The 20,042-nt window shown below is 73.8% G+C and carries 17 protein-coding genes and 2 pseudogenes; 9 read left to right on the forward strand and 10 right to left on the reverse strand.

All coding sequences use genetic code 11. The features are described from left to right. Window positions 1-68: 68 nt before the first annotated feature. Together ACLB9X_RS09755 and ACLB9X_RS09760 are read right to left on the reverse strand one after the other, a co-directional pair. A complete protein-coding gene (locus tag ACLB9X_RS09755; RefSeq protein WP_410359859.1) occupies window positions 69-470 on the reverse strand; it encodes a roadblock/LC7 domain-containing protein in 402 nt (133 codons plus the stop codon). A 129-nt stretch (window positions 471-599) separates the two neighbouring features. Then, window positions 600-1,202 carry a GTP-binding protein gene (locus tag ACLB9X_RS09760; RefSeq protein ID WP_410359860.1) on the reverse strand — a complete coding sequence of 201 codons (603 nt, stop codon included), beginning with the start codon at window positions 1,200-1,202 and terminating at the stop codon, window positions 600-602. A gap of 184 nt (window positions 1,203-1,386) precedes the next feature. Here ACLB9X_RS09760 and ACLB9X_RS09765 point away from each other — a divergent pair, with 184 nt between their 5' ends. Further along, window positions 1,387-1,977, forward strand: coding sequence for a GNAT family N-acetyltransferase (locus tag ACLB9X_RS09765; RefSeq protein ID WP_410359861.1), 591 nt, complete (start codon window positions 1,387-1,389; stop codon window positions 1,975-1,977). Window positions 1,978-2,008: 31 nt separating this feature from the next. Here ACLB9X_RS09765 and ACLB9X_RS09770 read toward each other — a convergent pair whose 3' ends face one another. The 4 genes and pseudogenes from ACLB9X_RS09770 to ACLB9X_RS09785 all read right to left on the reverse strand — a co-directional run bounded on the left by ACLB9X_RS09770 (window position 2,009) and on the right by ACLB9X_RS09785 (window position 6,560). Further along, the gene (locus ACLB9X_RS09770) at window positions 2,009-2,410 is read right to left on the reverse strand and encodes a DUF742 domain-containing protein (RefSeq protein WP_410359862.1); all 402 of its coding nucleotides are present in this window, start codon (window positions 2,408-2,410) and stop codon (window positions 2,009-2,011) included. Beyond that, the gene (locus ACLB9X_RS09775; RefSeq protein ID WP_410359863.1) at window positions 2,407-2,829 is read right to left on the reverse strand and encodes a roadblock/LC7 domain-containing protein; all 423 of its coding nucleotides are present in this window, start codon (window positions 2,827-2,829) and stop codon (window positions 2,407-2,409) included. Before ACLB9X_RS09775 ends, ACLB9X_RS09770 begins: the two co-directional genes overlap by 4 nt. Further along, a pseudogene (locus ACLB9X_RS09780) lies at window positions 2,826-5,635 on the reverse strand (nitrate- and nitrite sensing domain-containing protein). Before ACLB9X_RS09780 ends, ACLB9X_RS09775 begins: the two are co-directional and overlap by 4 nt. 43 nt (window positions 5,636-5,678) lie before the next feature. Further along, window positions 5,679-6,560, reverse strand: coding sequence for an MHYT domain-containing protein (locus ACLB9X_RS09785; RefSeq protein ID WP_410359864.1), 882 nt, complete (start codon window positions 6,558-6,560; stop codon window positions 5,679-5,681). Window positions 6,561-6,719: 159 nt separating this feature from the next. On the opposite strand from ACLB9X_RS09785, the gene ACLB9X_RS09790 reads away from it, so the two are divergent. The 3 genes from ACLB9X_RS09790 (at window position 6,720) to ACLB9X_RS09800 (ending at window position 8,734) form a co-directional block, all read left to right on the forward strand. After that, a complete protein-coding gene (locus tag ACLB9X_RS09790; RefSeq protein ID WP_410359865.1) occupies window positions 6,720-7,325 on the forward strand; it encodes a class I SAM-dependent methyltransferase in 606 nt (201 codons plus the stop codon). 111 nt (window positions 7,326-7,436) lie between these two features. Beyond that, entirely contained in the window at window positions 7,437-7,757 is a 321-nt protein-coding gene (locus tag ACLB9X_RS09795) for a hypothetical protein (RefSeq protein WP_410359866.1), read from the forward strand. A gap of 74 nt (window positions 7,758-7,831) precedes the next feature. Further along, entirely contained in the window at window positions 7,832-8,734 is a 903-nt protein-coding gene (locus ACLB9X_RS09800) for a hypothetical protein (protein WP_410359867.1), read from the forward strand. A 212-nt stretch (window positions 8,735-8,946) separates the two neighbouring features. Here the strand turns inward: ACLB9X_RS09800 and ACLB9X_RS09805 are convergent, their stop codons facing one another. Further along, window positions 8,947-9,129 carry a hypothetical protein gene (locus tag ACLB9X_RS09805; RefSeq protein WP_410359868.1) on the reverse strand — a complete coding sequence of 61 codons (183 nt, stop codon included), beginning with the start codon at window positions 9,127-9,129 and terminating at the stop codon, window positions 8,947-8,949. 101 nt (window positions 9,130-9,230) lie between these two features. Beyond that, the gene (locus ACLB9X_RS09810; protein ID WP_410359869.1) at window positions 9,231-10,316 is read right to left on the reverse strand and encodes an acyl-CoA desaturase; all 1,086 of its coding nucleotides are present in this window, start codon (window positions 10,314-10,316) and stop codon (window positions 9,231-9,233) included. Between the two features lie 375 nt (window positions 10,317-10,691). On the opposite strand from ACLB9X_RS09810, the gene ACLB9X_RS09815 reads away from it, so the two are divergent. Both ACLB9X_RS09815 and ACLB9X_RS09820 read left to right on the forward strand, forming a co-directional pair. Next, window positions 10,692-13,682 carry a DEAD/DEAH box helicase gene (locus tag ACLB9X_RS09815; protein ID WP_410359870.1) on the forward strand — a complete coding sequence of 997 codons (2,991 nt, stop codon included), beginning with the start codon at window positions 10,692-10,694 and terminating at the stop codon, window positions 13,680-13,682. Then, window positions 13,679-14,974 (forward strand): SWF or SNF family helicase, encoded by a 1,296-nt coding sequence (locus ACLB9X_RS09820; protein ID WP_410359871.1) that lies wholly within the window; start codon window positions 13,679-13,681, stop codon window positions 14,972-14,974. Before ACLB9X_RS09815 ends, ACLB9X_RS09820 begins: the two co-directional genes overlap by 4 nt. Here ACLB9X_RS09820 and ACLB9X_RS09825 read toward each other — a convergent pair. Together ACLB9X_RS09825 and ACLB9X_RS09830 are read right to left on the reverse strand one after the other, a co-directional pair. Further along, entirely contained in the window at window positions 14,872-15,783 is a 912-nt protein-coding gene (locus ACLB9X_RS09825) for a YqjF family protein (protein WP_410359872.1), read from the reverse strand. The two genes, ACLB9X_RS09820 and ACLB9X_RS09825, sit on opposite strands and share 103 nt — an antisense overlap. A gap of 160 nt (window positions 15,784-15,943) precedes the next feature. Continuing rightward, window positions 15,944-16,618 (reverse strand): DUF4232 domain-containing protein, encoded by a 675-nt coding sequence (locus ACLB9X_RS09830; RefSeq protein WP_410359873.1) that lies wholly within the window; start codon window positions 16,616-16,618, stop codon window positions 15,944-15,946. A 120-nt stretch (window positions 16,619-16,738) separates the two neighbouring features. Between ACLB9X_RS09830 and ACLB9X_RS09835 the strand changes: the two are divergent. From ACLB9X_RS09835 to adh, 3 genes and pseudogenes are all read left to right on the forward strand, one after another. Next, window positions 16,739-16,899 (forward strand): annotated as a pseudogene (locus tag ACLB9X_RS09835) (N-acetylmuramoyl-L-alanine amidase); the annotation flags it as partial. A 92-nt stretch (window positions 16,900-16,991) separates the two neighbouring features. Next, the gene (locus ACLB9X_RS09840; RefSeq protein WP_410359874.1) at window positions 16,992-18,245 is read left to right on the forward strand and encodes a GAF domain-containing protein; all 1,254 of its coding nucleotides are present in this window, start codon (window positions 16,992-16,994) and stop codon (window positions 18,243-18,245) included. A 124-nt stretch (window positions 18,246-18,369) separates the two neighbouring features. Continuing rightward, window positions 18,370-19,893, forward strand: coding sequence for an aldehyde dehydrogenase (gene adh / locus ACLB9X_RS09845; protein WP_410359875.1), 1,524 nt, complete (start codon window positions 18,370-18,372; stop codon window positions 19,891-19,893). Window positions 19,894-20,042: the final 149 nt, after the last annotated feature.

Consider the following 20,042-nt stretch of genomic DNA (forward strand, 5'->3'; position numbering starts at 1 on the left):
CTCGGTGATGACCATAGCCCGCGGCCCCGGCCGCCCGCCGGGCCTGTGGATAACCCTGTCGTCGCAGGTCAGGCAGGGTCGCCCGGCTGACGCGCCGCGACACCGAGATGCTCGCCGACCCGGTTGACCATCAGCGTCATCTCATAGGCGACCTGGCCCACGTCGGCCTCGGCGTCGCTGAGGACGCACAGGCAGCTGCCTTCGCCCGCCGCGGTCACGAACAACAGTGCCTCGTCGAACTCGACCATGGTCTGGCGGGGTTGGCCGGCCCGGAAATGCCGCCCGGATCCGCGGGCGAGGGAGTGCAGGCCGGAGGAGACCGCCGCCAGGTGCTCCGCGTCCTCACGTGCGAGGCCCGTGCTCGCGCCGGTGACCAGGCCGTCGTTGGAGAGCACGAGTGCGTGCCGTATGTGGTCGATCCGCTCGGTCAGGTCGTCCAGCAGCCAGTCGAGTCCCTTGTCCAACGCCATGGCCGGTCCCTCCCCGCTTGTACTCCCCGTGGTCTCGTTCGCCGGTAAGCCTTTCGCACGTGTGCGCCCACGGCAAGGTCGCGCCCGAGGGAAGGGCTGTCGCGGGGCGACCGCTGCCCGACGGCGCTGTCACCCGACGGAGTCCAGCATCCGGGAGGTGTACACGCGGCCCGCGTACTCGACGAGCCGGACCAGGACCTCCTTGCCGGAGTCGCGGTCGCGCGCGTCGCACAGGACGACCGGCGTGCCCTGGTCGAGATCGAGCGCGCGGGAGACCTCGTGGGCTCCGTACGAGCGTGCCCCCGCGAAGCAGTTGACCGCGACGACGAAGGGGATACGACGATGCTCGAAGTAGTCGACGGCCGGGAAGCAGTCGATGAGCCTGCGGGTGTCGGCGAGGACCACCGCGCCGAGCGCACCCTGGGCCAGCTCGTCCCACAGGAACCAGAAGCGGTCCTGGCCCGGGGTGCCGAACAGGTAGAGGGACAGCCCGGACCGGATCGTGATGCGGCCGAAGTCCATGGCGACGGTCGTGGTCGTCTTGCGGGCGACGCCCTCGGTGTCGTCGACGGTGCTCCCCGCCTCGCTGAGCTGCTCCTCCGTGCGCAGCGGCCGGATCTCGCTGACCGCGCCGACGAGCGTGGTCTTGCCGACGCCGAAGCCGCCTGCGACGAGGACCTTCAGCGCGAGGTCGACGGATTCCCCGGTGTTGGTGTCAGTGGTGGAGGACATCGGTCGCTTCTCCCGGGATGGACGGGCAGGGACGGGGTGGCAGGAGGAGGGGTGGGCGCCGCGTTCCGGACAGGGCGGAGCCGGTGGTGGGGTGCGCGGGACACGATCGCGCGTACGTACCGGGTGCGCGCGGGCACCGGGAATTCCGCTGGCGGCCGAGGCGGCGGCCGACGATGATCCCGGCATGCGCGCGTTCCTGGAGACCAGCCGTCTGACGCTGCGGCCCTTCGCCGAGTCCGACGCGGACGACCTGCTCGCCCTCGACAACGACCCGGAGGTCATGCGCTATCTCAACGGCGGTCGGCCCACGACCCACGAGGAGGTGCTGCGCGACACGATGCCGGCTCTCCTGCGGCACTACCCCTGTCTGGACGGCAGGCCCGGCGTCGAGGGACGTGGGTACTGGGCGGCGCAGGACCGGGGTTCGGGCGTCTTCCTCGGCTGGTTCGAGTTCCGCCCGCTGCGCGCCGACAGCCGCGACCAGGTCGAGCTCGGCTACCGCCTCGGCCGCCGGGCGTGGGGCCACGGGCTGGCGACGGAGGGCTCGCGGGCGCTGATCCGCCTGGGGTTCACCGAGCTGGGAGTGCTGCGGGTCAGAGCCCACACGATGACGGTCAACGAGCGGTCGCGGCGCGTGATGGAGAAGGCGGGGCTCCGCTACGTGCGGACCTTCTTCGAGGAGTGGCCGGACGCCATCGACGGCTCGGAGTTCGGGGACGTCGAGTACGCCGTCACCAGGCAGCAATGGCTGGAGGGCCGGCGCGGCGCGGACTGAGTGGCCGTTCCGGTCCGCATACCCGTCGCCGTCACAGGGCACGCAGGCCCTCGATGACCTCACGCAGAATCCTTTCGTCGGGCAGTTGCGCGGGCGGCACCGGGCGGCTGACCTTCACGTGCCCGGCTTCCAGGAGATCGCCGAGGAGCACGCGCACGACGCCGACGGGCAGGTCGGTGCCGGCCGCGAGCTCCGCGACGGACTGCTTCCCGCACCGGCACAACGCCAGCAGCGTGCGGTGCTCGGGGCCGAGGAGCGACTCGTCGGCCGATGAGGTCGCGTCGTCGTCCACGACGACCAGGGCGATGAGGTCGAAGCGGACGTGGTTCGGTCCCGGTCTGGTCCGTCCGCCGGTCATCGCGTACGGGCGGACGAGCGGTCCCGCCTCCGCGTCGTACCACTGGCTGCCGGCGGGCTCGGCTCTGCCGTTCACGGCGTGCTGACGCGTGCCGGTGTGCGCAGGTGCTCACCGACACGGTTGACGAGGCGGGCCATCTCGTAGGCGATGAGTCCGATGTCCGCGCCGACGGCGGTGAGCAGGGCGAGACAGGATCCGTCCCCGGCAGCCGCCACGAACAGGAAGCCGTCGTCCATCTCGACCATCGTCTGCCGCACGCCGCCGGCGTGGAAGTGACGTCCCGCGCCCTTGGCGAGACTCTGGAACCCCGAGGCGACGGCGGCCAGATGCTCCGCGTCCTCGCGGGACAGAGCCTCGGACGCGCCGACGGGCAGCCCGTCGTTGGACAGCACCACCACGTGCCGGATCGCGGCCACACGCAGGACGAGATCCTCCAGCACCCAGTCGAGGTCGCCGAATCGGTGGTGGGCCACGGCTGAATCGTGCTCGGTCATGTCCGGTCTCCTTCGCTGCCGGGGTGGGACTGACGGCCGGGGCCGGGCTGACGGTCACCCGGCGGTGACTGACGGCCGGGGTGAGGCTGACGGCCACCCGGCTGGGACTGACGGCCGAGCGGGGACTGACGGCCTGTCTCAGGCTCTCCGGCCGGAAGGACCCTGGGGTCCGAGGCCCGGACGAACGCGCCGTCCCGGTCGCGCATGGGTTCGGCGTCCAGGGCTCGGGATGGCTCGGTGGTGTCCGGGCGGGACGATCCGGGAGCCGCGCCGCCGCCCCTCGCCCAGCCGTTGCGGTAGGCGTTCATCCGCTCGCGCACGAGGTCGGGGCTGCGATCGGGAGAGCCGTCGCGGCCGCCGGCCGGCTGCGGGTCCGCCTTCGGGGCCTGACGCAGCTGGGGCGCCAGGTGGGACTGCCGTACGCGGCGTGGGAGTTCTTCCTCGGCGGACGGTGAAGGCAGGTCACGCGGACGCAGTGCGCGGACGGCGGCCGGCGGCGGGTGCCGCTCGTCCCGGGTCCCGGCCGGAGGCCACCCGGGCCCGTCCGGCGTTTCCGCCGGGGACAGGGCGGGGTCCGGTAGCCGGGGCCCGCCTGCCGTCAGCTCGCCCGCCGTCGGACCGTCGGCCAACGGGCCGCGCTTCCGCCGCTCGCCGGGCCGGGAGCCGGCCGGCCGCTCGCGTGCGCTCTCCTGGTCCCGGCCCAGCGGCGTGCCGGACGCGGCTCCGGGCGCACCCGCGGGAAGGGCTCCCTGCAGCAGCGCGGTCGGGAGCAGCACCACCGCGGTGCTGCCCCCGTACGGCGAGGTGCTGAGCTGCACCTTGATGCCGTGCCGGGAGGCGAGGCGGCTGACGACGAACAGCCCGAGGCGGTCGCTGTCGAAGAGGTCCAGCGCCTCGGAGTCCTTCAGTTTCCGGTTGGCCTCGGCCAGGGCTGCTTCCCCATGCCCAGTCCACGGTCCTCGATCTCCAGCGCGTAACCGTTGCCGACGGGCTCACCGATGATGCGCACTTTGGTGTGCGGCGGGGAGAACTGGGCCGCGTTCTCGACGAGTTCGGCGAGCAGGTGGGTGATGTCGGCGACGGCCGCGCCGAGGACGGCCGTCTCGGGCAGCTGCCGGACCTCCACGCGCGCGTAGTCCTCGATCTCGGAGACGGCTGCGCGCACGACGCTGGTCAGCGGGACGGGTCTGCTCCACGCGCGGCCTGGTGCGGCGCCGGACAGGATGATCAGGCTCTCGGCGTGGCGCCGCATCCGCGTGGTGAGGTGGTCGAGGCGGAAGAGGTCGTCGAGTTCGCCGGGGTCGTCGGCACGGCGCTCCATGGCGTCGAGGAGGGCGAGCTGGCGGTGGACGAGGGTCTGGCTGCGGCGGGCGAGGTTGACGAAGACGCCCGCGATGCCGCCGGCGAGTTCGGCGCGTTCGACGGCGGCGCCGAGCGCCGCCCGGTGCACGGTCGCGAGGGCCTCGCCGACCTGTCCGATCTCGTCGTCGGGCGCGGCACCGGGGGGTGCCTCGGCCCGGATGTCGATCTGCGCGCCGGTGCGCAACCGGCTCATGGCCTGCGGCAGTTTGCGCCGGGCGATCTCCAGTGCGCTGTTGCGCAGGGAGACGAGTTCGACGACCAGTGCGCGGCCGATGCGCACGGAGATGACGAGGGAGGCGGCGACGGCGGCGAGGCCGAGGAGCACGGCCGCGCCCGCCGGGGTCAGCAGTCCGGCCGCGACGGGGTCGGCGTCGCTCGTGGCGCTGCGGCGGGCGTCGGCACCGATGCCGCGCAGTCCGTCGCCCACGGCGGTACGGGCCTTCGCCCAGGCGGCAGCGGGCACGGCTGTCGCCGCCGCACGGCCGGGGCGCGCGGCGGCCGTGCGCCGCTCCGCGTCGGCCAGTTGCCGGTAGGCGGGCCGTCCGGCGAGTGTGCGCCAGGCCGCGCGGGCGGGGCCCCGCAGGTCGGCGGCCGCACCGTCGGTCAGTGCCGTGCGGGCCGCGGCCGCGCCGGTGAACAGGCGCAGCCGCTGCGCGTCGAAGGAGCCGGTGAGGCGGGCCGAGGTCACGAGAACGTCCTCGCGGGCGAGCATCTCGTCGGCCCGGTCGAGTTCGAGCAGGACGCGGGCGTCGGACGCGCGGCCACCGTCCTGGACGCCGGCGACGGCACCACCGACGGCGAGGCCGGCGGTGACCACGCCGTTGTAGGTCTCGTACGCGGTGTTCCAGGCGTTCTTGTCGCCCCGGGCGGCCCTGCGCGTCGCTCCGAGGTCCTCCGCGAGTGCGACGAACGTGGCGAGGCGCGCGGCCACTTCGTCCGGCGCCTCCCCGCCCGCGGCCACCGTGTGCCGGTCGTCGAGGCGCAGTCGGCGCACGGCGTCGTCGGTACGCCGGGACGCCGACCGGAGTGCGGCGTCGCGGTCGGCGGAGGGGGCGGCGATGCGGTGGAGTGCGGCGCGGCGCTCGGTCTGCACGGCGGCGACGAGGGCGGTGACCGGTTCGCCGATCTGCTCGTCGATCCGCTGGGACTGCCGCAGCCGCGCCACATCCTGAGCGGTCGTCACGGTGGCGAAGCCCCAGAGCGCGAGCAGGGACAGCACGGGCACCATGAGCAGCGAGATGATCTTCGCTCGTACTGTGCGGGGGCGTGGGAGGAGGCGCCTGCGACCGGCGGGGCGGGCGGGGGGCCGCGGCCCGGTCGGTTGACCGGTGTGCTCGATCGCGGGCGCCCCGGCGTGTGCACGCCGTCGGCGGGCCGTCGGCCCGGTGGGCGACGGGTTCGGGGAGCGGGTCTCGTCCCCCGGGCTCCTGCGGGGTGTGCGCATGGCCTCCTCGTTCCGGATGCTGGGCAGGCGGCTGTGCCGCCGGTCAGGCGGTCGCCGTGGTGCTCGGGGCGGCGGGGGTGGCGGCGGTGGTGGGTCCGGGGGCGGCGGGAGGTGCGGTGGTGTGCGACGCGGCCCCCGCGGCAGGGGCGCTGGGGGCCTCGTCGGAGTCGTCGTACCGGCCGGCTGAGGCGTAGGCGGCGCGTTCGCCCGCTGTCGGGGTGAGCGCCACGAAGGCGGAGGTGACGAAGAGGTAGGAGCCGAGCCCGACGGCGAGGGGGAAGATGAACTGCATCGCTCCCGCGCCGGGCAGCCGCCCGGCCTCAGGGGCCACGTCCACGGAGACGGCGAGCATCCCGGTGTAGTGCATGCTGCTGACGGCGGCGCCCATGACGAGCGAGGCGACCCCGACGGCGAGGGGGGACTTGATGTTGAGGGCCGCCCACAGGGCCGCCGTGGCGGCGACCACGGCGATGGCGACGGACAGGGCGACCAGCAGGGGGTCGTAGTGCACGCTCCCGTGCAGCCGCAGGGCGGCCATGCCCAGGTAGTGCATGCTCGCCACACCGAGGCCCGTGGACAGGCCGCCGATCAGCAGGGCCGGTACCCGGTCGAGGCCGTAGCCGACGCAGAAGACGCCCGCGCCGACGACGAGCATGGCGACGAGCAGGCTGAGGACGGTCGTCGGCACGTCGTAGCGGATGTCGGTGCCGCGTACGGCGAAGCCGAGCATGGCGACGAAGTGCATCGTCCAGATGCCGGTGCCGATGGCGGACGCGGCGGAGAGCAGCCAGTTCCGGCGGGAGCGGCCGGTCGCACCCAGGGCGCGCACGGTGCAGCGCAGGCCCAGGGCCGCGCCGATGACGGCCATCAGGTACGAGAGCGCAGGGGTCAGCATGCCGAATGCGGCGTGGTCCAGATGTCCCATGGCCCAGGGACGCTAGCCCTCCGCGGGGCGCATACCGGGCGTACTTCGCAAGCTGATGGAATATGACAGAGAGATGTTCCTGAACGATCGTGCACCGTCCGAACAAGTGCACAGAACGCCCGGGTGACGCGCCGCCCCCGCGTGGCGGATCATGGCCCCATGGCCGACGACCACACAAAGGTTCAGGAGTTCTTCGGAGCGCGTGCCACCGGCTGGGACAGCCGTTTCCCCGACGACGGCCCCGCGTATGCCGCCGCCGTCGCGGAGCTCGGCCTGCGTCCCGGCGACCGGGTGCTCGACGCCGGCTGCGGCACGGGGCGTGCGCTGGAACCGCTGCGTGCCGCCGTGGGGCCGCGCGGACAAGTCGTCGGCATCGACCTCACACCCGAGATGCTGTACGAGGCCGGCCGTGCGGGACGCGGGCGCAGCGGACTGCTGGTGCTCGGTGACGTGGCCCGCCTTCCGCTGCGCTCCGGATCGCTGGACGCCGTGTTCGGCGCAGGCCTGATCTCGCACCTGTCGCACCCGGCGGAGGACCTGCGCGAGCTCGCCCGGGTCGTGCGGCCGGGTGGCGCGCTCGCCCTCTTCCACCCCGTCGGCCGTGCCGCGCTCGCCGCCCGCCACGGCCGCGCGATCACCGCCGACGATCTGCGGGCGGAACCCAGCCTCCGTCCGCTGCTCGCGGGTTCGGGCTGGTGGCTGACCTCGTACACGGACCGGGACGACCGCTTCCTGGCTCTGGCCGTGCGGGAGGAAGGGGGCTGAGGGCGGCGGGAGGCTCCGTTCGAGAGGCACGCTCCCGCCCGTTCGAACCCCGTGTGAAAGTGGAACACTTGAGGAGTCGGCGGCATCCGCCGCTCCCTCTCCCCGGGGAAGGTGGTCCGAGTGTTCGCCCGGTTCCGCAAGTGGTTCGTCGCCCGTCCCGCGCGCCCCGCCGCTCCGTCCGGCCACGGGCGCCCTGCCCAGCACAACGTGTTCGAGGCCGCCGCGACGTACGTGGCGGCGAGCGTCGAGGACGACTGGGACCGGATCGACGAGGTGGCGGGCTGGGTCGCGCCCGACGCGCTCGTCTTCGGCATCAACGAGCTCGCCTGCCGCGCTGTCATAGCCCTCGCCCGTGAGCGGAACGAGCCCGTCGAGGCCGTCGCACGCGGTCTCCTGGGCCTCCCCGGAGCGGAACCGTCCCGGCCGATTTAGTTCCGTGAACCCTCGACGCACGGGTTACCCACTGGTTAAGGTGCGCCGACGAATGATCGGACGGGGAGGTTGCCGTGGCCGGGACGGAAGAGGCCGTCGACGACGACGCACTGTATGTGCTGACCGCGGTGCTGCTCACACCGGCGCAGTTCCCCAGCGTGCTCGGCGACGACTATCCCGCCGCATGCGGGGCCCTGAGCCTGGAACCGTACGCCGAGGGGTACGGGCTGGTGCTCGGGCAGGATGCGGACGGCGCCCGCTGGACGGTGGTGGTCGACGACGTCTCCCTCGTCGCGGTCGCCATCGCCTCGTGGGACTGCGGCATGGAGTACGACCTCTCCCCCGATGAGCGCTCCGTGGTCGCCGCGCTGCCGGGCTGGCCCCTGGCCGTGGCCGTGGCCGCGCCCCACCTGCCCTCGCCGCACGACCCTGCCCCCGAGGAGGGCGACCGGCCGCCGCTGACCCCGCCGGACACGGGCCGCTGGGGTCCCGCCCAGCGCAGGCTGGGCGCGGACGAGATCGCGTTGCAGTGGGCACAGTGGCGCGAGCAGACCGGCCTCGACGGATCGGAGGGAGCCGACGCCTCCGGGGAGCCGGGGGCCTCGGACGCGACGGAGGCGCGTGCTGGGTCGGCGGCAGGCACTGTGCAGGCGGATGCCGGGACGTCGGGCGCGACGGAGGACGGCGTCGGGGCGCCGTCGGGCGGACTGAAGAAGGGCGTACGCGGTGCGCTCGGCGAAGCCCGCGCCTACACCGAGTCGGTTCCGCCGCCCGGACGCGTCCGGTCGTCGTTCGCTCCCGGCGGGGCGCGGACGATACGCGCCGACGGTCCCGGCTGGTCGATGGTCGCGCGGACGGACGACATCGCGTTCGTCCTGCTCGACGAGGAGCCCGGCGAGGTGTTCCCGGTGGGACGCGGTGCCGAACTCCCCGGGCTGCTGGAGGCATTGGAGAAGGTCGCCGTCCACCCCGCGTGACCCCGGTCACCGCCCTGCGCTCACCGGCGTACGGCGGACTCAGGACCGGGCCGACGCCCCGGCTTGTGCCGGGAGTGAGCCCGGCCGGATCACGCCGCCGGTACTGACCAACGCCCATGAAGCAGGTCGGCGGCCGCGACGAGTCCGGCGCCGTCACGGAAGCGGGCCGCGCGATGCGGCCCGCCCCGCCCCTCGGGGTCGACGTCCGCCGGTCAGCGGCCGATCTCGCGCCGGGACACACGGCGCAGCCTGCGGCGCTGGCTGGGGTCGAGCATCAGATAGGCCACGGCCGGCACGCCGAGCATCACCAACAGCGACAGCCAGAATCCGAGCAGCGGCATCAGGAGCAGGCCGACGGCCACTCCCCCGATCACGACCTTCGTACGTGTCGACATTTCCGTCGCCTCCTTCGCGGCTGTGGCCGCTCCTGTGGGGAGAACGCTCGCGCCCTGCCGCCGGTTCCCCTACTCAGCGGCCACGCGGCGATCCGTGGCGGTCACGCGTCCGCGCGCAGGGCCTCGCCCACGTCGTACAGATGCCCCAGGGCCTGGCGGTACGAGTCGATCAGCCCGGTCTCCGTGTACGGAACGGCCAGTGCGCGGCAGTGGGCACGGACCAAGGGCCGGGCGAGGGCGAGGTGGGGACGCGGCATGCCGGGGAAGAGATGGTGCTCGATCTGGTAGTTGAGACCGCCGAGCAGCCAGTCGGTGAGGGGGCCGCCTCGGATGTTGCGCGAGGTGAGGACCTGGCGGCGCAGATGACCCCAGTCCTTGCCGTGCTCGCCGTCGGGCATCTCCATGCCCTTGTGGTTGGGGGCGAAGGCCATGCCCAGGTGGAGCCCGAGGACCATCTGGTGCAGCAGGCCGAAGACGAGGGCCTGGCCGAGCGGCATGGTGGTCAGCAGCAGGGTCGCATAAGCGGCGACGTGGGCGAGGAGCAGGGCCGCTTCGACGGCCCGTTCACGCGGGCTCTGGCGGACCGAGGGCGTGCGGGAGAGGACCGCCCGGAGTCCGTACGCCTTGAGTGCTATGCCTTCGAGGGTGGTGAGCGGGAAGAACAGCCACGCCTGGTGCCGGGTCAGCCATCCGCGCAGGCCGTCGCGGCCCGCGGCGTGCGCGGTGGTGAAGACCAAAACGTCGGGCGCGACATCGGGGTCCTTGTCCACGTGGTTGGGGTTGGCGTGGTGCCGGTTGTGTTTGTCGTTCCACCATTCCTGGCTCATGCCGAGGAGCAGATTGGCGTGGAGGAGCTGGATGAACCGGCTCCTGCGGCGGTCGCGGGTGATCTGCCCGTGCCCGGCGTCATGGCCGAAGAAGGCGGCGCGGGCGGAGAACAGGGCGAGGAGCGGGGCGAGCAGGAGCACCCACCAGGAGCCGCCGGTCAGCGCCATGCCGGCGATCACCGCCGCCAGGGCCAGCAGGTTCACGGTGATGCCGCGGGCGTACCAGCCCGGCCGGCGTTCCAGGAGTCCCTGCTCCTTGACGGTCCGCAGCAGCGGGGCGAACTCGCTCCCCGCGGCCGCTCTGCCGGGGCCTGCGGCAGCGTCGGCGAGGTTGGGTGGCGCGAGGGTGGCCTGCGGCATGGGGTCTCCGGTCTGTGGGGTGGGCGGGCTGATGGCTGGGGTGTGTGCCGAGCACTGAAGGCCCCGTGGCGAGGACGGCGAACCGAGGGGCGGCCGCTGCTCGCGCCGGGGGTTCGGGCGGTCGGTGCCGGTCGCACGAGCGCCGCGACCTGCACCCAACGTAGGGATCACCGTCCCTGCGGGGCCATGACGGCAGCACCCGGTTCGGCCGGGGGCATGCCCACCCCCGTCGGTGGTGCCTGCTGTACCCGCTGTTGCCATGCGACGCCCCCGTGACCCACGTCATACCGGTGTCACGCCCGCCGACGGCTCCGGGTGAGGTACTCTCGGCGGCTCCGGATCCGAGTAGTCAAATTTGAGGAATGCGTCTTCGCTGTGCACTTGGCCCCCACGGCAACGCCGTCTCCGCCTGCCGAACCCACGCTCTCCGTATCCGCCGTCTCCGCCCTCGCCCGCTGCCCAGCGCTCTTCCTGCCGGGCGATCCGGCCAGGACCGGACGCGTCGCCTTCCTGCTCCCCGACGCCGACGCCGGGCCGGCCGGTGAATGCCGCGCCGGTGAGCGCCGCACGGTCACGGTCGTCACGGATGGCGTGCACACCGCCGACGCGCCGGCACTGCTGATGCCCGTCGCCGACGCGCTACCGGTCCTGACCCGGGCACGCGCACTGTCCGGCGCGTCCGACGCGGCCGCGTTCTGGGGAGCGGCCGCGGTGTTCGCGCTGCAACTCGCCGCCCGCGGGCTGCTCCTGCCCGGCCTCAGCGCCACCGACCACGACGCCTGGCGCATGGGGCCGCTCACCCCCGAGGACCTGGACCGGCTGCGTACGCTCGCCGCCTCCATGCCTCCGGCCGCGCACGCGGTTCCTCTCGACCAGGCGGCCGACCCGCTGATGCTGCCAGAACAGGAGCCACTATTGCGGCAGTTCGTCGACGCCGTGGCCGACGGACTGCCCCGCAGCCCCGCGGCACCGCTCGCGGCAGGCGGCCCGGCGTTCGCGGCACAGGAGCCGCTGCGGCTTCCCGACCAGCGGGAGTGGGCCGCCGACATCGCGGCCGGGCACGACGCGGGTGTGCGGTTGTCCCTGCGCATCGAGGTCCTGGGCCTGGACACGGCCGACTGGGACGCAGACACCGGCCCGGCGTTCCGGGCGGTGGTGCAGATGCACAGCGTGAACGATCCGGCGCTGGTCGCCGACGCGGCCGACGCCTGGGCCGGCACGGGAGCCTCCGGCACCGCCTTCGGACCCCGCGCCCGGCTCGACGCCCTGCTCGCCCTGCGCCGCGCCGCGCACGCCTGGCCGCCGCTCGCGCCGCTGCTGGACGCGGCCGTACCCGACGCGATCGAACTCGCCGACGATGAGATCGCCGAACTGCTCGGCGACGCGACGCGCGCGCTCGCGGCGACCGGGGTCCAGGTGCACTGGCCCCGGCAGCTGGCCCGGCGTCTCACCGCCCGCGCGGTCGTCGGCCCGGCCGACGGCGGTTCGGCGGGCGGCGGTTCGGCGGACGGCGGTTCGGCGGGCGGCGGTTCGGCGGACGACGCGACGGACGGCGGTTGGACGGACGACGCGGGCGGGAAGGCCACGGGTAGGGAGTCGTCCGGGCTGCCGTCCTTCCTGTCGGCCGACGCCCTCCTCGCCTTCAACTGGCGTTTCGCTCTGGGGGACACTCCGCTCACCCGGTCCGAACTCGACCGGCTCGCCGAGGCGGGCCGCCCTCTGGTGCGCCTGCGCGACGAATGGGTGCTCATCGACCCGGAAGAGGCGCGGCGGGCCCGGGACAGCCAGGACCGCAAGGTGGCGCCGATCGACGCGCTCGGCGCGGTGCTCACCGGCTCGGCGGAGGTTGACGGCCGGCGCGTCGAGGTGACGGCGGCCGGTCCCCTGGAGCGGCTGCGCGAACGGCTCACCGACCCCGAGGGCGGGCCGCAGGAGGTCGCCCAGCCCGCCGCCCTGGCCGCGACCCTGCGCGACTACCAGCTGCGGGGCCTCAACTGGCTCCACCGGATGACGTCTTCGGGCCTCGGCGGATGCCTCGCCGACGACATGGGGCTCGGCAAGACCATCACCCTCGTCGCGCTCCATCTGCACCGGCAGACGGCCCCCTCGGCCGCCGGACCCACTCTCGTCGTCTGCCCCACCTCCCTGATGGGCAACTGGCAGCGGGAGATCGAGCGCTTCGCGCCCGGCACACCGGTGCGCCGTTTCCACGGCTCCGCCCGCTCGCTCGACGCCCTGGGCGAGGGCGAGGTGGTCCTGACCACGTACGGCACGATGCGGCTGGACGCGGCCCGGCTCGCCGATGTGGCGTGGGGCATGGTCGTCGCCGACGAGGCCCAGCACGTGAAGAACCCGTACTCGGCGACCGCCCGGCAACTGCGGACCATCGGCGCCAAGGCACGCGTCGCACTGACCGGCACGCCGGTCGAGAACAACCTCTCCGAGCTCTGGGCCGTCCTCGACTGGACCACGCCCGGCCTGCTCGGCCGGCTCGGGATGTTCCGGACCCGCTACGCCCAAGCGGTGGAGGGCGGAGACCCCGTGGCCGCCGCCCGGCTCTCCGCGCTCGTGCGGCCGTTCCTGCTGCGCAGGCGCAAGTCGGATCCGGGCATCGCACCCGAACTGCCGCCCAAGACCGAGACCGACCGGACGGTGTCCCTCACCCCGGAGCAGGCCGGACTGTACGAGGCGGTGGTGCGCGAGACCCTCGCCGCGATCGCGGAGGCCGGCGGCATGGAGCGGCGCGGTCTCGTGGTCAAGCTGCTCACCGGGCTCAAGCAGATCTGCAACCACCCGGCCCAGTACCTCAAGGAGGAGCGACCGAGGATCGCGGACCGCTCCGGGAAGCTTGAGCTGCTGGACGAGTTACTGGACACGATCCTGGCCGAGGAGGCGAGCGTGCTGGTGTTCACCCAGTACGTGCGGATGGCACGGCTGATGGAGGAGCATCTGGCGGCTCGGGGCGTACCGGCCCAGTTCCTGCACGGCGGTACGTCCGTCGCGGAGCGCGAGGCCATGGTCCAGCGCTTCCAGAACGGTGAAGTGCCCGTGTTCCTCCTGTCGTTGAAGGCGGCGGGCACGGGGCTCAACCTCACGAGGGCAGAGCATGTCGTGCACTTCGACCGCTGGTGGAATCCGGCCGTCGAGGCACAGGCCACCGACCGTGCGTACCGCATCGGCCAGGACCGGCCCGTGCAGGTGCACCGGCTCATCGCCGAGGGCACCATCGAGGACCGCATCGCGCGGATGCTGGACCGGAAGAAGGAGCTGGCGGACGCCGTGCTCGGCGCCGGGGAGGCGGCGCTGACGGAGCTGACCGACGCCGAACTGGCGGAACTGGTGGAACTGCGGGGGAGCGGGCGATGAGCGGAACACCCGACGTGGAGCGGACGTTCGACGCGCTGCCTCCCGCGCAGGGCAGGGGCTTCGCGCGGACCTGGTGGGGACTGGCGTGGCTCAAGGCGCTGGAGGACACGGCGCTGGACGGCAAGCAGCTGAAGCGGGGCCGCCGGCACGCGCGCGAGGGCGCGGTCGGCGCGGTGTCGGTGCGTCCCGGCCGGATCACCGCGGTCGTCCGGGACCGGGACGGCACCGCGTACCGCAGCGACGTGCTGCTGCGGGAGCTGGACGAGGCGGAGTGGGACCGGTTCCTCGGCACGGCGGTGGACCGGGCGGGGCACATCGCGGCCCTGCTCGACCGGGAGATGCCGCCCCACCTGGTGGAGGACGCGGCCGTGGCGGGGGTGGAACTCCTGCCGGGCATCGGTGACCTGGAGCCCGAGTGCACCTGCGACGCCTGGGACCACTGTCCCCACACGGCCGCGCTGTGCTACCAGGTCGCGCGGCTGCTGGACGAGGATCCGTTCGTGCTGCTGCTGATGCGGGGCCGGGCCGAGCGAAGACTGCTGGACGAGCTCCAGGCCCGCAGCGTGGCGCGGGCGAGCGCACCGTCGCCGCAGTCGCCGCCGGCGGAAGAGCCCGCGGGCGTACGGGCCGACGAGGCGTTCGCGGCGCGGGACATCCTGCCTCCGCTGCCCTCTCCCCCGCCGCTGCCACAGGAGGCGGGGCCGCCGCCCGCGCTGGACACGCAGACTGCCCCGGCGCCCGGGATCGACCCGGACGCCTTGGAGTTCCTCGCGGCGGACGCGGCCGCGCGTGCTCGCGCGCTGCTGGCGGCGGCGCTCGCCCCTGGTCACGAGGAGTCTCCGCCACCGCCCGCGCCGACGCCCGACCAGGACGCGGTGCGGATGGCGGCGTCGTCCCCGGGGCCGGTCGTCGAGCGCCGGATCGCCGAGGGAACCGGTCGCAGCCGTGCGGAGCTCGACCTCGCCGTACGGGCGTGGCGTTACGGCGGGGCCCTCTCGCTCGCCGTCCTGGAGGGCGAGGTCCCGCCCGGCCCGGCTCTGGCGGCACGAGCGCAGGCGGCCCTCGACACGGCGTGGGCCGAGGGCGACGAGTCGGAACGCCCGCGGCTGCGGGCGGCCGGCGCGGAACGCTGGACGGTGGTCGGCGCGCGGGTGCAGCTGCGCCTGGGCCCGGACGGCCGCTGGTGGCCCTACCGCCGTGAGCGTGCGGTGTGGGCGCCGGCGGGCCCGGCGTCCCCCGATCCGGCCTCGGCGCTGGCGCTCGCGCTGGGCGAGCGCACGCCGGAGGACTGACGCACCGGCCGTCCGAACAGCGGAGGGCCGTACCCCTTCACTTGCCTGCGGGGCGGCCGGCCGAACCGGACGGGGACGCCCGGCGAGTACAGCACGCTGACCGGCGGGGCGGCGGGGGCGTCGAGGCCGGCCGCGGTGATCAGGGATTCGTCGCAGCGGAGCAGTTCGGCCCGGTGAAGGGGCCAGCGGGGGTGGGTGTTCGGGAGGTACAGGGAACGGCCGAAGAAGGCGGTGTGCATGCCCCAGCGGGCGGTCAGGAAGTGCTCGACGTCGGTCGGTTCCTGGACGGCGTCGCCGATCCGTATCGCGAGGTCGCTGTGTGCCCCGCGCGGGCCCGGCCAGCGGCGACGGCTCGTGTACGTGACGGTGCGGCCTTCCTGCCGGACCGCCATCCGGGACCAGACGTACGGCAGCCGGAACCCCGCGCGGCCGACGGCGACGGGGACGAGGCGGGAGGCGTCGAGGGAGCGGAAGACGACGCCGCGGCGGCCGTTGGCGTCGACCGAGTACAGACGGACGTTGGTCTCGGGGAACGAACCGAGGTACGGGATGCCGGGGAGGCGGAACCAGCCGACGCGGTGCATCCGGAAGGCGACGAGCCCGACGTACGTGACGCCGTCCAGCGTGTCCGGCCGGGTACCGGCCGGCAGCAGCGGGGCTGCGTGCACGGGGTCGACGGCCCAGTGGAGGAAGGCCAGGTCCAGCCACGACTGCGTGAGCAGGGGACGGTCGGTCACGTGGGGCGGGTCGGCGGTGATCGACTCGGGGGCGGGCTGGGCGACGGCGGACGACTGCTGCGGCGGCGGCATGGTGCCAGTATCCAAGAGCGGACCGCCGGGCCGTAGCCCGGTCGGACGAAGGCTGCGACCGGCCCCGCGGAGTCTCCGGTGCCCGCTCCCGCCCGCGGACGCCGAGCGACCGCGTACCGGTCGGGCCCGACCGGTACGCGTCCGGCGAGCCGGTGGGCCGTCAGCTGAGTGCGTCCTCGGCGTTGGTGGCCCAGGCGCTCACGGAGTTCTCGTCCGGAGAGACGTACAGGCCGGGGGTCGAGGCCTCGAGCGGGATCTGCTCGAGGTCCGACTCGGTGTTCATGGTCAGGGCGATGGAGTCGACGGTCTTGCCCGTACCGTCGTTCAACCCGCCCATGAGCCCGGCGTACGCGGACTGGCCGGGGGCGAGCCGGATGGCGACCTCCAGGGCGGGCGCCGTTCCCCGCTCGTCGGCCGCGCCGTCGAGGCTGCCGAAGGTCACGACGGGGTGGCCGAGGGCCCTGCAGGGCTTGGAGCTCTTGTTGGTGATCTTCAGCAGGTAGCTGCTGGTCGTCGGCTCCGCAAGGCTCGCGGTGAACGTGACGTCGAAGGTGCTGCACGGGAAGACGGCGAAGTCGGGGTCCGTGGAGCCCTTGTCGCCGGAGCCGGCGGGCTTCTTCGAGGAGGGCTTCTTGCTGGGTGCCTCTGGCTTCGCCGGCGCGGAGGGCTCCGTGGCGTCCGGGGCCTTGGTCGGCGTCGCGGCGGGCCCCGTGGGCGCGGACGTCGAGGGGGCGGTGGGCGCGCCCGCCGCGCCGTCCTCCGAGGGGCCGCAAGCCGTCAGGGTCAGGGCGGACAGGGCGGCGAGCGCGACGGTGGCTCTCAGGACGTTGCTCATGTGCGGTTTCCCCCGATCGAAGAGCGCGGAGTGCGCTGGCGTGAGCACCAGAGTCGCGCGCCGATTTCACAGGTTCGTCATGACGCCTTCCCGACTTCACCACGGCGCGACCGGAGCCGCGAGCGGTCGGCCGTGCTGACGGCCTGGGTCTGCGACAGGTACGGCATCCCCAAGGACCGGGACACATCATCGGCCACAATGAGGTGCCGGGCGCCACGCACACCGATCCGGGCCCGTACTGGGACTGGAGCCGCTACATCCGGCTCGTCAACTTCGCCTGAGGGACCCGCCTCGTCGCGTCGATCCGCGCGGCCCGCGCACGGTCCTTGTCGGACACCCCCGGCCGGGCGACGATGGGCTGCGGGAGGGCGATGTGAGCGATCCGTGGGTGGCCCTGGAACCCGGCGCCGATCCGGCCGAGCGCAGCGCCGCGCTGCGCCGGGCGTACGACGCCTATCTGACGGCGGGCCGCGTCGAGGTGCCCGTCCGGCCCGAGGTGGCGGACTCCTGGCGGCGCTCCGCGCGCGCCCGGGTCAGCCCGGAGGGCGTGGCGGGGGTGGACCTCGACGGGGAGGACCTCGGCGCGTACCGGGACAGCCACGCACTGGCCCGGGTGATGCCGGTGATCCGTGAACTGACCGGCGCGTACGCGAGGGACGGCGGGCACCTGGTGGCCGTCTGCGACGCACACGGCCGGCTGCTGTGGGTGGACGGCCCGCCGACGACGCGGCGCAAGGCGAGCCGGATGAACTTCGTGCCCGGCGCGCGCTGGGCCGAGGCGGTCGCCGGCACGAACGCGCCCGGTACGGCGATCACCGTGGGGCGGCCGGTGCAGGTGTTCGCCGCCGAGCACTTCCGCAGGCCCGTCCAGTCGTGGACGTGCGCCGCCGCCCCGATCCACGACCCGGCCACGGGCCGCGTCCTCGGTGCGGTGGACATCACCGGCGGGGACCAGCTCGCCCATCCGCACAGCCTCGCGTTCGTCGGGGCCGTGGCGCGGGCCGCCGAGTCGCAGCTGGCCCTGCTCGCGCCGCCGCCCGCGGCCGAGTGTCTGCGGCTGACGGCGCTCGGACGGGACGAGGCGTTGCTGGCCGTCGAAGGCCGCAGGCTGCGGCTCAGCCGCCGGCACAGCGAGATCCTGGTGGTCCTGGCCGGCCGCCCCGACGGCATCGGCGGCGACGAGCTGCTGGTGGAGCTGTACGAGGACGAGACGGTCGCGCCCGTGACGCTGCGCGCCGAACTGTCCCGGCTGCGGCACCTGCTGGGCCCCGGCCTGCTGCGCTCGCGGCCGTACCGGCTCGCGGCTCCGGTCGACGCCGACTTCGACACGGTGGCGCGGCGGCTGGCGTCCGGTGCCGTGACGGACGCGCTGGGAGCGTACGCGGGTCCGCTGCTGCCGACGTCGCAGGCGCCCTCGGTGGTCCGGCTGCGCGGGCGTCTGGAGAAGCAGCTCCGGGCAGCACTGATCGCACGCGGTGACCCGGCGCTGCTGGCGGACTGGGCGTACAGCACATGGGGTGAGGACGATCTGCCGGCGTGGCGGGCGCTGGCGTCCGTGCTGCCGCCCGCCCGGCGGGCGGCGGCGCTGGCGCGCGTGGCGGAACTGGACGCCTGGCAGCGCGGGTGACGGCCGTCCGGCGGGGACGGCCGCGGAGGCCGGGCGGCGCAACCCCGTTGCAACGTTCCGCTTCCTAGCCTCTGCGCAAGCGCCGCCCAACGGCGGGCGGCGCCCCCACCGGGAGGCCCTGGACATGACCCGATACGCCAAGCCGAACGCCGAAGGCTCCGTCGTCTCCTACGCGTCGCGCTACGACCACTGGATCGGCGGCGAGTACGTCGCACCGGTCCGCGGGCAGTACTTCGAGAACCCGAGCCCGGTCGACGGCCGCCCGTTCACCGAGATCGCCCGCGGCACGGCGGTGGACGTCGAGCGCGCCCTGGACGCCGCCCATGCGGCGGCGCCGGCGTGGGGCCGCACCTCGGCGGCCGAACGCGCGGGCATCCTGCTGAGGATCGCCGACCGGATGGAGGCGAACCTCGAGCAGCTCGCCGTCGCCGAGACGTGGGACAACGGCAAGCCCGTACGCGAGACGCTGGCCGCCGACATCCCGCTGGCGATCGACCACTTCCGCTACTTCGCCGGAACGCTGCGCGCCCAGGAGGGCGCGCTGAGCGAGATCGACGACGACACGGTGGCGTACCACTTCCACGAGCCGCTGGGTGTGGTCGCGCAGATCATCCCGTGGAACTTCCCCATCCTGATGGCCACGTGGAAGCTGGCGCCGGCGCTGGCGGCGGGCAACGCGGTCGTGCTGAAGCCGGCCGAGCAGACCCCGGCGTCCATCCACGTGTGGCTGGGCCTGGTCGCCGACCTGCTGCCGCCGGGCGTCCTCAACGTCGTCAACGGCTTCGGCGTGGAGGCGGGCAAGCCGCTGGCGTCGAGTCCCCGGGTCGCCAAGATCGCGTTCACTGGCGAGACCACGACCGGGCGGCTGATCATGCAGTACGCCTCGGAGAACATCAAGCCGGTCACCCTGGAGCTGGGCGGCAAGTCGCCCAACATCTTCTTCGACGACGTGTGGGCGGCGGACGACGACTTCCGCGACAAGGCGCTGGAGGGCTTCACCATGTTCGCCCTCAACCAGGGCGAGGTGTGCACATGTCCGTCGCGGGCGCTGATCCAGCGCGGACGCTACGGGGAGTTCCTGGAGGCGGCGGTGGTGCGCACGGAGAAGATCGTGCCCGGGCACCCGCTGGACACGGACACGATGATCGGCGCGCAGGCCTCCAACGACCAGCTGCAGAAGATCCTTTCGTACCTGGACATCGGCCGGCAGGAGGGGGCCAAGGTGCTGACGGGGGGTCAGCGCATCGAGCACGGCGGGGAACTGGCGGGCGGCTACTACGTCCAGCCCACGATCTTCGAGGGCGACAACAGGATGCGGATCTTCCAGGAGGAGATCTTCGGCCCGGTCGTCGCGGTCACGTCCTTCACGGACTTCGACGACGCGATCGCGACGGCGAACGACACGCTGTACGGCCTGGGCGCCGGCGTCTGGACGAGGGACGGCAGCACGGCATACCGGGCGGGCCGCGCGATCCAGGCGGGCCGGGTGTGGACGAACTGCTACCACGCCTACCCGGCGCATGCCGCCTTCGGCGGCTACAAGCAGTCGGGCATCGGCCGCGAGACGCACAAGATGATGCTGGACCACTACCAGCAGACGAAGAACCTGCTGGTGTCGTACTCGCCGAAGAAGCTCGGCTTCTTCTAGCGGCACGGGAAGGGCGCCTGACCTCGGCTTCCGCCGGGCAGGCGCCCGGTAGCCGCGCCGATCCGCTCAAGAGGTGTGATGTGCGGTAATCCCCGGCTGAACGCCGGGTGCCCATCGCCGAGGTGGCCCGCCGGGCCTGCAACCCCCGA

The sequence above is a fragment of the Streptomyces sp. 5K101 genome (assembly GCF_046506645.1).
Taxonomy (GTDB): Bacteria; Actinomycetota; Actinomycetes; order Streptomycetales; family Streptomycetaceae; genus Streptomyces.